Genomic DNA, 14054 nt, shown 5'->3' on the forward strand with positions numbered 1-14054 from the left:
TGGATCAATTGCCTTGGGCGGCAGCGGCTACGGGTTGCCACTCGCGCCAGAGGGCGAGGCGGGATTCGTAGTCGGCGGTGGCGATTTGGAGGGGGATTTCGCCGAGGAACAGGCGCAGGGGCGGGTTTTCGGCGTCCACCACCGTGAGGATCGCCTCGCGGGTGGCGGTGGGGTCGCCGCTGCGGTTGGCGGCGCGTTGGCGGGAGCGGGCCTCGCGAGCCGGGTCGTACGCCTCCAGTGGGGTGGCGTGTTTGGAGGAGGGGCCTGCCCAGTCGGTGCCGAAACCGCCCGGCTCGATGAGGGTTACACGGATGCCGAAGGGTGCCACCTCTTGGGCCAGGGACTGGGAGAAGCCTTCCAATGCCCACTTGGAGGCGTGGTACGCGCCGAGGTTCTGGAAGGCGGAGATGCCGCCGATGCTGGAGACCTGGAGGATATGGCCGCTGCCCTGGGCGCGCAGGATGGGCAGGGCGGCCTGGGTGATCCAGAAGGCGCCGAAGACATTCGTCTCGAACTGGGCGCGCAACTCCTGCTCGCTGAGTTCCTCGATCATGCCGAACTGGCCGAACCCCGCATTGTTGATGACCACGTCGAGCCGGCCGAAGCGTTCGGCAGCCGCTCGAACCGCCGCGAAATCCCCGTCGCGCTCGGTGACATCCAGCTGAATCGCCTGGAAGGTGTCGGGATATTTGCCGACCAGATCGTCGAGAGTGCTCAGATCGCGTGCGGTGCCCGCGACGCTGTCGCCGCGCTCCAGTGCGGCGACAGCCCATTCGCGGCCGAATCCTCGTGAGACGCCGGTGATGAACCAAACTTTGCTCATACGATCACCGTAGTGAGCTGGAGTGCACTCCAAGCAAGCCTTCTTCCGGTGAGTTCACACCTGTCGCATTGCGGCTGCGGGCATTCGGTATCCGGTGTGCGGGGCGGACTGGGTAGCGTGGCGGGCATGAACTCGCTGCTGCACCGGATCCTGGACATCGCACCGGTGTGGATCTACGTCATTGTCACCGCGCTGGTGTTCGTGGAGGACGCCGTCTTCGTCGGCTTCGTGGTGCCCGGTGAGACGGCGGCGGTGCTCGGCGGGGTCGCGGCAAGCCAAGGTCACGTGGCGCTTTGGGCGATGATCCTGCTGGTGGTGATCGCGGCGATCGTGGGCGACAGCGTCGGCTATGAGGTCGGCAAGAAGGTCGGCCCGCGACTGCTGGGCGTGCGCATGCTCGACAAGCATCGCGGCCGGGTCGAGCAGGCGCAGGATTTCCTGGCCAAGCGCGGTGGCTGGGCGGTCTTCCTGGGACGTTTCACCGCCTTCTTCCGCGCCATGATGCCCGCGCTGGCGGGCACCTCGAAGATGCCGTACCGCCGCTTCCTGGCCTTCAATGCCTTCGGTGGAATCGTCTGGGGCACAACGTTCGTGGTGCTCGGATTCGTCGCGGGCAACTCCTATGAGCGGGTCGCCAAGACCGTCGGCCGCGATATCGCCATCGGTGTGGGCGTGCTGATCGTCATCGCCCTGATCGTCTGGAAGGTGCGCGAACGCCGCCGCGAGCGCGCCTTCGAAGCGGAGTACGAGGCCGCTCACGAAGCGGAGTGACACCAGCCGCGGCGCCCGCGCCCCCCTCTGGTTGGATGAAGCCGGTGACCAGCGTGCATTTCCAACTAGTCGGACCGCATCACCTGGATCAGGTGATGCCTGCCTGGGCACCCCGGTTCCCCCGCTTCGATCGCGTCGTCGGTTACACCGACCTCGGGCACGCCTTCCTCATGAGCATCCGCACCGGCGAATACGGCGTCCTGGACCCGTACTTCCCCGGCACCAAGGACTATGGCGTCTTCAGCGATATCTCCGCCTTCGTGGACCGCGTCCTGTTCGACCCGGACTTCATCACCTACATCCTGCAACCCCGGCACGTCGCGGCCATCCGCCGCCGCCTCGGACCGCTCAATGACGGCGAGGTCTATATCGCCACCCCCTACCCCTTCACGGGCGGTTCGGAGCATCCGGACTCGTATCACACCGGCGGCGTCTGGGCCTTCTACGACCTGGTCGCCCAGGCCCACGGCTTCGACAGCGAATAGGCGCGTTTCCGGGTTGTCCGCACCCCTGCGGCATGATCATCCGGACGGAATTTCACGGCCCCGACCCAGGTTGGAGCGTGGGTAGCAACGAGAGGACGGGTGAAATGAACGCATTCAACGACAGCGTGATCAAAGAGTTCCGGGCCAATGGCGGCCGCGTCGGCGGGCCGTTCGAGGGCCGCACCAATATGGTCCTCATTACGACGACGGGCGCGAAATCGGGTCGCGAGATCACCAACCCGCTGGTCTACGTACCGGACGGCGAGCGGATCGCGATCATCGCCTCCAACGGCGGCGCGGACAAGCATCCGGCCTGGTATCACAACCTGCGCGCCAATCCCCAGCTCACGGTTGAGCTGGGAAACGAAACCTACACCGGCAAAGCCGAATTCGTCACCGGCGCGGAGCGGGCCGAACTGTATGAGCGCATGGTCGAGATCATGCCGCAGTTCGATGAATACCGACGCAAGACGACCCGCGAGATTCCGGTGGCAGTGGTCTATCGGCAGCCCGCGTAGCGCACTCACGACTTCGCGGAAATGCTGACCCTCAGGCGATTTCCGTGCGCAGCGCCTCGGCGAGCACCTCCAGCCCGTCGATGAACAGCTCGTTCCCGATGACCAGCGGTGGCAGCAGCCGAATCACATTGCCGTAGGTGCCACAGGTCAGCACCACGACGCCCCGTGTGAGCGCGGCCGCCGCCACCGCCTTGGTGAGCACGGGATCCGGCAATCCCGTGCCCGGCTTCACGATCTCGATGGCGAGCATGGCCCCGCGCCCGCGCACATCCCCGATGACCCCGGTCTCCGCGGCCAGCGCCCGCAGTCGCGGCATGGCGATGGCTTCGAGTTCCCGTGCCCGCGTGCACAAATCGAGTTCACGCATCTGATCGAGAGTGGCGAGCGCCGCCGCGCACGCGACCGGATTGCCGCCGTACGTCCCGCCGAGCCCACCCGCGTGCACCGCGTCGAGCAGTTCGGCCCGCCCGGTCACCGCCGCCAGCGGCATACCACCGGCGATTCCCTTGGCCATGGTGATCAGATCCGGCACCACGCCCTCGTGCTCGCACGCGAACCACGCTCCGGTGCGGGCGAATCCAGTCTGCACTTCATCGGCGATGAACACCACGCCATTGGCCCGCGCCCACTCCGCCAGCACGGGCAGGAATCCCGGTGCGGGCACGATGAATCCACCCTCACCCTGAATGGGTTCGATGATCAGCGCCGCCACCGCCTGCGCCCCGAGCTGGGTTTCGATCCGCGAAATCACCCGCGCCGCAGCCTGTTCACCCGTCAGTGTCGATTCGTCACGGTACGGATAGGACATGGGCATCCGGTAGATCTCCGGCGCGAAGGGACCGAAGTTCGCCTTGTACGGAATGGATTTCGCGGTCAACGCCATGGTGAGATTGGTGCGCCCGTGATACGCGTGATCGAACGCGACCACCGCACTGCGCCCGGTGGCCAGTCGCGCGATCTTGATGGCGTTCTCCACCGCCTCGGCCCCGGAGTTGAACAGCACGGTGCGCTTATCGTGATCGCCCGGTGTGAGCGCGGCCAATTCCTCGGCCACCCGCACATACCCGTCATACGGGGTGATCATGAAACAGGTGTGCGCGAAATGCGCCGCCTGCTCCGAAATGGCCGCAGCCACCGCCGGATTCGACGCGCCCACACTGGTGACCGCGATCCCCGAGCCCAGATCGATGAGTGAGTTGCCGTCCACGTCCACGATCACCCCACCGTCCGCGTCGGCGGCGAACACCGGCACGGACGATCCGACCCCGGCGGCCACCGCGGCTTTGCGGCGCGCGGCCCACGCGGCCGAGTGCGGCCCGGGCAGCGCCGTGCTCACAATGCGCTGCTGCGGCAGACGGTAGGCGATCTCGGTCACGGTGCTGAACTCCTGGTCGAAAAGGGAAGGGCTGCTGAGGGTTCGGGTATTAGTGCGCGCTCATGACGTGCTTGATCCGGGTGTACTCCTCGACGCTGTACATCGAGAGATCCTTGCCGTACCCGGACTGCTTGAACCCGCCGTGCGGCATCTCGGCCACCAGAGGGATATGGCAGTTCACCCACACCGCACCGAAATCCAGTGCGCGGGTGAGCTGTTCGACGGTGGCGTGATCGCGGGTCCAGACGCTCGAGGCCAGCCCGTACCGCACACCGTTGGCCAATTCGACGGCCTGCTCGGCATCGCGGAACGACTGCACGGTCAGCACCGGCCCGAAGGTCTCGTCCTGCACGATCGAATCATCCTGGCGCACATCGGTGATCACGGTCGGTGCGACGAAGAAGCCCTGCTCCCCCACCCGCTGTCCGCCGGTGCGCACCTTGGCATGACCGGGCAGCGCCGCCAATTTGCCCATGACGGTGGTGAAATGGTTGATGTTGTTGAGCGGCCCGTAGAACGCCTCGGGATCATCGGGCAGACCCGGCTTGACCGTCTCGGCCTTGCGTACCAGCGCGTCGACCAGCTGATCGTGAATCGATTCGTGCACCAGTACGCGGGTGGCGGCGGTGCAGTCCTGTCCGGCATTGAAGAACGCCGCCTCGGCGATAGCGCTTGCGGCAGCGTCGATATCGACATCCGGGAACACCACGGCCGGGGCCTTACCGCCGAGTTCGAGGTGGGCGCGCTTGAGTTGGGTGGCCGCCGCACCGGCGACCGCGATACCCGCGCGCACCGACCCGGTGATCGACACCAAACCGGGCGTCGGATGATTCACGATCGCCTCACCGGTGCTCGCGTCACCGAGCACGATATTGAGAACCCCGTCCGGCAGAATGCCTTTCGAGATCCTGGCCAGCACCAGCGTGCTCTCCGGCGTCGTATCGCTCGGCTTGAGCACCACCGTGTTCCCGGCGGCGAGCGCGGGTCCGATCTTCCAAATCGCCATCATGAACGGGTAATTCCACGGCGTCACCTGCCCGACCACGCCGATCGGTTCGCGCCGCACATGCGAGGTGAACCCCTCCATGTACTCCCCGGCCGCGCGTCCTTCCAAAAGCCTTGCGGCCCCGGCGAAGAACCGAATGTGGTCGGCGCTCACCGCGACCTCCTCGGCCGCGATAACGGCCTTGGGCTGCCCGGTATTGCGGGACTGCGCCTCGACGATCTCATCGCTGCGCCTCGATGGCGTCGGCCAGCTTCAACAGCGCGGCCTGGCGCGCGCCCGGGGTGGTCTTGCCCCAGGTGGTGAACGCGCGGGCGGCGGCGCTCATGGCCGCGTCCACATCGGCCGCGGTGGAGATCGGGGCCTGTCCCACCACGCTCTCGTCCACCGGATTGACCAGGTTGAGAGTGTCGGTGCCGGACGAGGCGACGAATTCGCCGTCGATGAAGTTCTGGAGCACGGGACTCGATGCTGAGGTCACTGTTCATCTCCCGGAGGGCGCGGTGTGCTGTTGTGCGTGCTTGCGGACAGTGTGCGCCGTGACTCGCCGGTAGGTGAGTGCCGAAACGGTTATTGCGGGGGCGTGTCATCGACAATCTGTACACTCGCTGTTCTGCGAAAGGGGTTCCGTGTCCGTACCGGTGAGTTGGGTGCTATCCCAGCCCGACCTGGCGATTCCATTGCGAGGCGGTGCCGCGGGCATCGGCCGCACCATCGATCTGGTCATCACCACCGAATTGGAGAACCCCTTCCGCTGGCTGTCCGGCGGCGAACTGGTGCTCACCACCGGTATGCGCCTGCCCGCCACGCCCGAGGCCCGCGCCTCCTACCTGCGCAGGCTCAATGAACGCGGTGTCGCCGCAGTCGGGTTCGGCATCGGACTCAGTCACGCGGAGATTCCGGAGGACCTGATCAGGACCGCCGACGATATCGGCATCCCCCTGTTCGAGGTACCGCTGCCCACCCCGTTCGCGGCCATCGTCAAACGGGTCACCGAACGCTCGGCGCAGTTGCAATACGACGCACTGCTGCGCGCCTCGCGCGCCCAGCCCCGCATGACCCGGGCGCTGGTCAGATCAGGGGCGCGGGCCATCGTCCGCGAACTGGCCACCTCCTTGCGCGCCACCGTGCTGGTGCTGGACGCCGAAACCCGCATCACCGATGTGCACCCCGACGCCCCCGATGACGAACTGCTGCACACCATCCGCACCGCCCTGGCCTCGGATCCGGCGGCCGCCAGCGGTGTGCACACCGTGCACGGCCAGTCGATCACCCATCAGCGCATCGGTGTGGGCGGCCGCGTGCACGGCGACCTGGTGGTGGTCAGTCCCGCCCCGCTCAGCGCCGTCGATCAGATCCTGCTCGGCCACGCGAATTCGTTGCTGGCCTTGGATTTCGAGAAACCGGCACGACTATGGGAGGCTCAGCACCGCCTGAACAGCACCGTGCTGGGCCTGCTGTTGAGCCATGAGACGAATCTGGCCCCGGCCTGGACGCATCTGGCGCAGGCCGCCGACGCCGCCGGACGCATTCGAGTGCTCGCCGCGGACTGCGACACCCTGGACGCGGTGGACGATATTCGCTCGGTCGCCGAGAGCATGGCCGTGCGCTCGGGCCATCCGCTGTTCCTGCATCTGATCGACCGCCGCATCCGGGTCGTACTGCCCGGGGTCGCGGCAGTCGCCTTCGCCCGTGAACTCGCCGCCGACCTGTCCCCAATCACCAGCCGCGCGGTGCGCTTCGGCCTCAGCGGTGAACATCCGCTGCCCGAACTGGTCACCGCCACCGATGCCGCGTCCATGGCCGCCGCGGCCGCCGAACGCGGCAGCGCGCCTTCGGAATTCGGCGCGCTCACCGGCCGATCGCTGCTGTCCTTCGACTCCACCCGCCAGGTGCTGGACACCCTGGCCAAGACCATGCTGACCCCGCTCACCGATCATGATTCCGCGCACGGCACCGAACTGCTGGTCTCGCTGCGCGCCTATCTCGAGGCGAACGGTCAGTGGGAGACCGCCGCCGCGGCGACCGGCGTGCACCGGCACACGCTGCGCAAGCGCATCGCCACCGCGCAGGATCTACTCGGCTGCAATCTGGACAGCGCCCGGGTGCGGGCGGAACTGCTGCTGGCAATCCTGGCCGGCGGTAACTGACCTCGATCAGGCTCCGGACGCGGGCGGATTCGCCTCGGCGACGCTCGTGCCGGTGGCCCGCGCGCGAGACTTGCGCGGCCGCAACGCCTGGAGTCGGGCCGCGGCGGCATCGAGGAATAGCTCGAGCGCGTAATCATAAGAGTTACAGCGCATTTCATCCCGCAGCAGCGGTGCGACGGCCACCAGATGCGGATACGTCTGCGGCGAGAGCGCCGGATAGGTCTCATCCCAGACCCGATACTCGGCCTCGCGCGCGGTGTCCGGCAGTGCGCTCCAGCACGATTCCTGCGCCGCGCTGGCCATGCCCTGATCCACGAGCGCGTGATACAGCCGCACCGACTCCGCGTCCGGAAATCCCGCGCCGCGCAGCACCCCGAGGATGGTGTTGATGGATTCGGCCTCCCTGGCCCGTCCGGTGGTGCGATACATGGTGAGTGTGGCAACCTGCGGGCAGTCCAGATATCCATCCCGAATACGGTGACCTATGGCCCGAAGATCCTGCCGCCAATCACCGGTCGGCACATATCCCGCTATCGCGCGGCCGATGAGTTCGTCGGCAACCGCGAGCAGCAGGTCATCGGTGCCCTTGAAGTATCGGTACAGCGCCCAGGGCCGCGCCCAGTCGGCGCCCATCGGCATCGTCGCTGCGGCTGTCCGATTCCGCGGATTGCTGCGGGTCAACCCGCGCGACGCCCTGATCCCGGTCATCCTGCCGGTCATCGGCGCGATCCTGCTGCTCGGCCTCGCGGGCTATCTGAGTGGGACTACTGGAGCGGCACCGGCCATTACGAGGTCGCCGCCGACAACGGCTGGTTCGTGCTGTCGGTGCCACTGGCCATGGTCCTGTCCGGCATCGTGGTCGCCGCCTGGGCCAAATGGGTGCGCCGCTCCCCCTACTTCCTGCGCCCCGCGCGCGGGACGCTGGTCACCGACGACATCGAAGAACCAGCCCATCCGGAATCGATCCCCTCGTTGTCAGGAGCATCTGAATGACCCACGCCGACCTTGTGTTCACCGGCGGCACCGTCCTCACCATGGACTCGGCGCGCAGCCGCGCCACCGCGCTCGCCGTCACCGGCGACCGCATCACCGCCGTGGGGCACGCCGAGGTACGGGCAGCCATCGGACCGCGCACCGAGGTGGTGGATCTGACCGGGCGCGCCCTGCTGCCCGGCTTCCAGGACGCGCATATCCACGCGGCCTCCGCGGGCGTGGAACTGGGCGAATGCGATCTCACCGGCACCGTCGAACTCGATGAGTACTTCCGGCGCATCACCGCCTACGCCGCAGAACATCCCGAGCGGCAATGGATTACGGGCAGCGGCTGGTCGATGGAGAGCTTCCCGGGCGGCGTGCCGACCCGCCAACAGCTCGACGCCCTGGTGCCCGATCGCCCGGTGTATCTGACCAATCGCGATCACCACGGCGCGTGGGCCAATACCCGGGCGCTGGAGTTGGCCGGTATCACCAAGGACACATCCGATCCGGCCGACGGCCGCGTCGAACGCGAGCCCGGCGGCACGCCCATCGGCATGCTCCAGGAAGGCGCGATGCACCTGGTCGAACAGGTGCTGCCGCCGGTCACCCCCGAGGATCGGATGGCCGGACTGCTGCGTGCGCAGGCGCACCTGCACGCACTGGGCATCACCGCCTGGCAGGACGCGTACCTCAGCGCCGACGGCGGTCCGATGGATCACGCGGCCACCTACTTCGCGGCCTCGGAGAACGGCGCCCTCACCGCCCGCGTCACCGGCGCGCAGTGGTGGGAGCGGGAACGGGGGGCCGAGCAGATCCCGGCAATGATCCTGCGCCGCAAGCAATTCCGGTCCGAGCGCTTCCGCCTCGACACCGTCAAGATCATGCAGGACGGTATCGCGGAGAACTACACCGCCGCCATGACCGTGCCGTACAAGGACCGGCACGGCTGCTGCACCAGCAATTCCGGACTCAGCTTCGTGGACCCGATCGCCCTGCGCGACTACGTGACCGAACTGGACGCACTCGATTTCCAGGTGCACTTCCACGCCCTGGGCGATCGCGCGGTCCGCGAATCCTTGGACGCGGTCGAGGCCGCGCTGCTGGCCAACGGCCCGCGCGGCAATCGGCATCACCTGGCACACCTGCAGGTGGTGCACGCCGCGGACATCCCGCGCTTTCATCGCCTGGGCGCGGTGGCGAATCTGCAACCGCTGTGGGCCGCCCACGAGGTGCAGATGGATGAGCTCACCCTGCCGTTCATGGGCGGTGACCTGGCCGAACGCCAGTACATGTTCGGCGATCTGCTGCGCGCCGGTGCGACCCTGGCCTGCGGGAGCGACTGGCCGGTGAGCGAGGCCGCACCGCTGGCGGGCATTCATGTCGCGGTCAATCGCATCCATCCGGATTCGGACGAACCGCCGCTGCTGCCCGAGCAGCGACTGGATCTGATGACCGCCCTGGCCGCGTACACCGCGGGCTCCGCGTACGTGAACCGGCGTGACGACACCGGCGCACTGCGGGTCGGTGCACTCGCGGATCTCGTTGTGCTGGACCGTGATCCGTTCGAACATTTGCCTTCGGAGATCGCCGGCACCCGGGTCGAGCAGACTTACGTCGGAGGTGTGCGGGTCTTCGGCTGACGCGAATTCGAGCCCCAATTCGCGGCGCGGCGGGTGCGATGCTATTGTCTGAGGCATCGGTCGCCCGTCGTGCGCGACAATCTCCCTTCTTCGGTAAGAGACAAAGTATGTGTAACTGTCGGTTACACATAAATCCTCTGCTCTTCTTCGATCACTTGTCCCGGTAGGCGACCAGGTGCGCCAGCGCCGTCAGATCGGCCGCGGCCACCTCCGGCGGCAGTGCGCCCAAGGCCGATTCCAGGGCGGCCGCCGCACGTCCGAGCGTGTGCGCCCGCCCGCCCGCTTCCTCGATCAACAGCGCCGCCCGGGCCGCCCGCTGCGCGGTCATGGGCTGGCGCGCGTGATAGATGCGCGCGAACTCCCGGCCCGGTCCGGTATCCGAGGCCAGCGCGGAGACCACCGGGAACGACTGTTTGCGTTGAATCAGATCGCTGTGCGCGGGCTTTCCCGTCACCGCGGGATCGCCCCAGATATCGATGGCATCGTCGACCAACTGGAACACCAGGCCGAGTTCGCAGCCGAAGGTGTGCATGGCCGACACCACCCGATGATCCGCGCCCGCGCAGAGTGCGCCGAGCGCGCACGCGCACCCCAGGAGCGCACCGGTCTTGCCCGCGGCCATGGTGAGGTATTCCTCCACGCTGACCGAGGACCGTTCGGCGAAGGCGCAATCCTCGTACTGCCCCCGGCACAGCGTGACGGTGGCGCGGGCCAGTCGGATTACCGCCTCGGCGGTGACCGGTTCGGGCACGCCGTCGGAGAGCACACCGAGGGCCAGCGCCTGCAGGGCGTCGCCGAGCAGCGTGGCATTGGTTTCACCCCATACCCGCCACACCGTGGGCCGGCCGTGCCGGAACGGGTCCTCGTCCATGACATCGTCGTGAATCAGCGAGAAGTTGTGCAGCAGTTCGACGGCCGCGGCCGCATGGGTCGCGCTCTCGATACTGCCGCCGCAGGCGACGGCCGCGGCGAAGGTGAGGGCGGGGCGCAGCGCCTTGCCCTGTGCGCCGGTGGTCGGCACGCCGTCGGCATCGCACCAGCCGAAGTGGTAGCCCGCCATCCGATCCATCGGGTCGGCCAGGGAGTCGATCGCCGCGCGCAGAACCGGTTCGATGGCCAGGCGTGCGGCGGCCAGCTGTCCGCGGGCCGCGTGCTGTGCGCCGCTCTCGGCCGGATGTTGACCGTATTCGGCGGGCCGCTGGCGTATTTCGCTGTGGTTCAGCTGGTTGGCCATACTCGGCCGGGACAGTCCCCATCGGCGCATACCGTCGAGTCGTTGTCCCGCTGTGGTTCTGGTCGGTTTCGACGCTCGCATAATCGGCCCCGCTCACTCGGACACACGGCCTCCGCAGCCACCCGGCGGTGATTGGGCGGCCATGCATAGAAGGATCCCAATCGTCCCATTCGGATGCGAAAACGCGGGGCCGCCTGTGGATTTCATTTCGGCAACGGCGGCTGCGCCGCAGTTCAGGTGAGTGGCAGGCCGTGTTCCAGGGCCTCCACCGGCGCGCTCGTATAACGGGCCGCCTGATAGTGGTAATCGAAATTCGCCCGAACGTACACCGTGTAATTGGTTGCGGTGGCCAAGGTGTCGTCGCGGTCACGACCGACCACCCCGGCGTCGTCCAGTTCGGCGGGAAGCCGCTCCAGGGCCGCCGTCATGCGGTCGATGCACTCGGTGAGCATGTCGTTCACCAGCTTGAGCGCCTGAGGTCTGTTGTGCCCGAGATGATATTCGGCGAGCAGTACCGAGTTGTAGAGGTAGCCGGACGCCTCGTCCGAGGCCACCGAGAGCACATCGTTGAACAGGCCCATATGCTCGACCGCGGCCTCGCGCAGACTGCGCATGGCCGGAAGGTAGCGGGCGGCCGCGGCCAGATCCACGCCCTCGGCGCGCTCGCTGATATCGAGAAAGACGAAGAGCGCCACGCCGTCTCGGCGATGGGCGCGATAGGTCTCCAGATCCGGAAGATTTCCGGAGAGTCGGCCCACGCTCTCGGTGTAGTACGTCCAGAGCCAGTCCCGGATCTCACCTCGTACGGCTTCGCGCCACTCCGGTGAGCGGCCCTGCGACAGCCGCCGCCACAGGTCGGCGAACGCCACGGCTAGGACGCCGGAAGGTTGCCTGGCACTGTCGAATACCGCGTTCAGGGCCTGTACGGCCTCCAAACTGCGCTGTGGATCAGGGATTTCAATATCGAACTGGTCGTCCACGACGAAAGCCCAAGCCGTGTACTGGCTCAGCAGCGTGAGCTCCTCGACCCCGGCGCCCGGACACCAGAGTGCGTACATTCGCGCAGGTCTCGTGCGTTCCATCCGCCGCCGCGTCAGTTCGGTGGGCACCAGCTCGAACGCCTCGAGCCACTCCCACATACCCGCCTCTGCCTCCAGCTCCAGTGGATTGAGTGCCACGGGGGCGTAGGGCATGAAAAATTCGGTTGGTTCCATCAAACTGCCTATCTCCCAACCAGTTTACTCGCCGATATGACAATACCGGCGTTTCGGGCAGAACCGGCGATCCGACCGCTATTCGGCCACCGGCACCAGGCGCTGCGCGGGGTCGAAGAGGGTCCGCTCGGCGACCCGGGTAGCCGCCAGAGCTGCGAGAGTCGTTGCGGCCAAGAGCATATACATGACCACAATCTGGTAGCGGATTGCTGTGAGCGGATCCACACCCGCGAGAATCAAACCTGTCATAGCCCCCGGCAGACTGATCAGTCCGACCACCTTCGTAGAGTCTATCGCGGGAATCAGCGCCGTGCGCAGTGCCGATCGGCGATACGGCAGGAAGGACTCGTGCGCCGAAAGGCCAAGCGCCAGACGCGCTTCGACCGCATCGCGATTGCGGCGCGCATCCTCGGTGAGGCGGCGCAGCGCGATACCGGTGGCCTGCATGGCCGAGGAGACGATCATGCCGCCCACCGGAACCACCACGCGGGCATGGGTGGAGATGACGCCCAATAGGATCAGCGCGCCGAGGGTGACCGCCGAGCCGAAGGCCACCCCCAGGGTGGCCGAGCGGCGGGCGTGCGGCAGGCCCGCGCCGCGGCGGCCCGCGACGAAACCCGCGATCACGACCATGAGCACGACCCAGCCGAGCGCGCCCGGTAATCCGGTGTGGCGGAACAGGATCAGCAGGATCGCGCCCACGGCGACCAGCTGCACGCCCGCGCGCGCGGCGGCGATGAGCAGCTCGCGGGTGAGGTTCAGGCGCTGGCGATAGGCGATCAGCGCGGCCAGGCCGACCAGCAGTAACGACGCCGATACGCCGGTCCAGTCGGGTACCGAGAGTTCATCGGTCACGGCAGGTCGACCTCTCCCTCGGCGGCGAGCCGGGACAGCTTGCCGCGCTCCAGATACCAGATGTCGTCGGCGACACCGGAGACGAATGTGGTGTCGTGGCTTACCAATACGACGCTGCCGCCCGCGGAGATGTGCTTGCGGATGAGATCTCCGATGTGCGCGGCAGCCGCACCGTCCAGGGCCGAGGTCGGCTCGTCCAGCAGCAGCACCTCGGGTTCCACCGCGAGCGCGCGGGCGAGGCAAACCCGTTGCGCCTCACCGCCGGACAGCTCCGCGCAGCGCCGGTCGGCGAAGTCCGGCGGCAATCCGGCGCGAGCGAGGAGTTCGGTGACACGCTCGGTGGAGACCTGGCGGCCCACCCGCACCTCGTCCGCGACGGTATCGGTGAGCAGCACCGGTTTCTGCGGCACCAGGCCGACCCGGCGGCGCAGCGGCAGCACCGGCAGATCGGTGATCGGTATGCCGTCCAGCAGGATGCGCCCGCCGCCGGGGTCGCCGAACCGATTGAGCAGGCGCAACAGGGTGGTCTTGCCCGCACCACTGGGACCCAGCACCGCGGCGCAGCGGCCCTCGGCGAAGGTCGCGTTCACCGCGATGAGCTGCGGGGTCGGGCCGTAGCCCGCACTGACCTGTTCAAGGGTGATCGTCGGCACGGCACCACAATGCCGCAAAGTCGGCCGCTCGGCCCGGTGCCGCGCTATCTCGATTTTCGCCATCCCCCACCTGCTGCACCTGGATCGCTGGGAGCTGGATGGCGCAGATCAAGATGGACACCTGCCAAAGGTCGGGTCGCACCGGTCGCGCCCGGCAGCGAGGCGATGCTCCGCATGCGGAATCTGAATGTGCGGCTGCTCCCCTCCCTGCCGTGGCGCGGGCTCATCGGTGGCGCGCCGCAGCGGGTCGCTCGGACGGTCTCGGCGAAGAGTTATGTCGCTCGCGTATCACCGAAGTGATTCTTGAAGACCGGTCTGGACGAGATCGACTGCACCCCCGTATCTTTCGAAAACA

Annotated in this window: 13 protein-coding genes and 1 pseudogene; 6 read left to right on the forward strand and 8 right to left on the reverse strand. The window is 67.3% G+C overall.

Annotated features, from left to right (window positions below):
* Nucleotides 1–4 precede the first annotated feature (4 nt).
* Nucleotides 5–823, reverse strand: a complete 819-nt coding sequence (locus NA10_RS03955) for an SDR family oxidoreductase (RefSeq protein ID WP_067563469.1) — start codon at nt 821–823, stop codon at nt 5–7.
* A gap of 48 nt (nt 824–871) precedes the next feature.
* Between NA10_RS03955 and NA10_RS03960 the strand changes: the two genes are divergently transcribed.
* From NA10_RS03960 to NA10_RS03970, 3 genes are read left to right on the forward strand one after another with little or no spacing between them, the layout of a single operon-like run.
* Entirely contained in the window at nt 872–1594 is a 723-nt protein-coding gene (locus tag NA10_RS03960; RefSeq protein WP_245677010.1) for a DedA family protein, read from the forward strand.
* 44 nt (nt 1595–1638) lie between these two features.
* A complete protein-coding gene (locus tag NA10_RS03965; RefSeq protein WP_169812519.1) occupies nt 1639–2079 on the forward strand; it encodes a DUF1851 domain-containing protein in 441 nt (146 codons plus the stop codon).
* A 32-nt stretch (nt 2080–2111) separates the two neighbouring features.
* The gene (locus tag NA10_RS03970) at nt 2112–2597 is read left to right on the forward strand and encodes a nitroreductase family deazaflavin-dependent oxidoreductase (RefSeq protein WP_373862335.1); all 486 of its coding nucleotides are present in this window, start codon (nt 2112–2114) and stop codon (nt 2595–2597) included.
* Between the two features lie 31 nt (nt 2598–2628).
* On the opposite strand, the gene gabT is transcribed toward NA10_RS03970, so the two are convergent.
* Together gabT and NA10_RS03980 are read right to left on the reverse strand one after the other, a co-directional pair.
* Nucleotides 2629–3972, reverse strand: a complete 1344-nt coding sequence (gabT, locus tag NA10_RS03975; RefSeq protein WP_067563477.1) for a 4-aminobutyrate--2-oxoglutarate transaminase — start codon at nt 3970–3972, stop codon at nt 2629–2631.
* A 49-nt stretch (nt 3973–4021) separates the two neighbouring features.
* Nucleotides 4022–5456: pseudogene (locus tag NA10_RS03980) on the reverse strand (aminobutyraldehyde dehydrogenase).
* Between the two features lie 148 nt (nt 5457–5604).
* Here NA10_RS03980 and NA10_RS03985 point away from each other — a divergent pair.
* Entirely contained in the window at nt 5605–7125 is a 1521-nt protein-coding gene (locus NA10_RS03985; RefSeq protein ID WP_067563478.1) for a PucR family transcriptional regulator, read from the forward strand.
* A gap of 6 nt (nt 7126–7131) precedes the next feature.
* Here NA10_RS03985 and NA10_RS03990 read toward each other — a convergent pair whose 3' ends face one another.
* Nucleotides 7132–7845, reverse strand: coding sequence for a TetR/AcrR family transcriptional regulator C-terminal domain-containing protein (locus tag NA10_RS03990; RefSeq protein ID WP_084514279.1), 714 nt, complete (start codon nt 7843–7845; stop codon nt 7132–7134).
* Nucleotides 7846–7941: 96 nt separating this feature from the next.
* On the opposite strand from NA10_RS03990, the gene NA10_RS36405 reads away from it, so the two are divergent.
* Both NA10_RS36405 and NA10_RS03995 read left to right on the forward strand, forming a co-directional pair.
* On the forward strand, nt 7942–8118 hold the full coding sequence (locus NA10_RS36405) for a hypothetical protein (protein WP_157556032.1): 177 nt from the start codon (nt 7942–7944) through the stop codon (nt 8116–8118).
* Complete coding sequence (locus NA10_RS03995) at nt 8115–9743, forward strand: amidohydrolase (protein ID WP_067563484.1); 1629 nt, start codon at nt 8115–8117, stop codon at nt 9741–9743. Before NA10_RS36405 ends, NA10_RS03995 begins: the two co-directional genes overlap by 4 nt.
* Before the next feature lie 151 nt (nt 9744–9894).
* Here NA10_RS03995 and NA10_RS04000 read toward each other — a convergent pair whose 3' ends face one another.
* The 4 genes from NA10_RS04000 to NA10_RS04015 form a co-directional block, all read right to left on the reverse strand.
* Nucleotides 9895–11007 (reverse strand): polyprenyl synthetase family protein, encoded by a 1113-nt coding sequence (locus tag NA10_RS04000; RefSeq protein WP_245677011.1) that lies wholly within the window; start codon nt 11005–11007, stop codon nt 9895–9897.
* A gap of 203 nt (nt 11008–11210) precedes the next feature.
* Entirely contained in the window at nt 11211–12170 is a 960-nt protein-coding gene (locus NA10_RS04005; RefSeq protein WP_157556034.1) for a terpene synthase family protein, read from the reverse strand.
* Nucleotides 12171–12269: 99 nt separating this feature from the next.
* Nucleotides 12270–13046, reverse strand: coding sequence for an ABC transporter permease (locus NA10_RS04010; protein ID WP_067563489.1), 777 nt, complete (start codon nt 13044–13046; stop codon nt 12270–12272).
* The gene (locus tag NA10_RS04015; RefSeq protein WP_245677012.1) at nt 13043–13699 is read right to left on the reverse strand and encodes an ABC transporter ATP-binding protein; all 657 of its coding nucleotides are present in this window, start codon (nt 13697–13699) and stop codon (nt 13043–13045) included. The genes NA10_RS04010 and NA10_RS04015 overlap by 4 nt, the downstream gene beginning before the upstream one ends.
* Between the last annotated feature and the right edge of the window lie 355 nt (nt 13700–14054).

The sequence above is a fragment of the Nocardia acidivorans NBRC 108247 genome (assembly GCF_001625085.1).
GTDB lineage: Bacteria > Actinomycetota > Actinomycetes > Mycobacteriales > Mycobacteriaceae > Nocardia > Nocardia acidivorans.

What these genes read in the sequence shown, in the direction of transcription:
- NA10_RS03955 (WP_067563469.1), bottom strand. Translation starts at nt 823, where the DNA reads ATGAGCAAAGTTTGGTTCATCACCGGCGTCTCACGAGGATTCGGCCGC.
- NA10_RS03970 (WP_373862335.1), top strand. Translation starts at nt 2,112, where the DNA reads ATGATCATCCGGACGGAATTTCACGGCCCCGACCCAGGTTGGAGCGTG.
- NA10_RS03990 (WP_084514279.1), bottom strand. Translation starts at nt 7,845, where the DNA reads ATGACCGGCAGGATGACCGGGATCAGGGCGTCGCGCGGGTTGACCCGC.
- NA10_RS03995 (WP_067563484.1), top strand. Translation starts at nt 8,115, where the DNA reads ATGACCCACGCCGACCTTGTGTTCACCGGCGGCACCGTCCTCACCATG.
- NA10_RS04000 (WP_245677011.1), bottom strand. Translation starts at nt 11,007, where the DNA reads ATGCGCCGATGGGGACTGTCCCGGCCGAGTATGGCCAACCAGCTGAAC.
- NA10_RS04005 (WP_157556034.1), bottom strand. Translation starts at nt 12,170, where the DNA reads ATGCCCTACGCCCCCGTGGCACTCAATCCACTGGAGCTGGAGGCAGAG.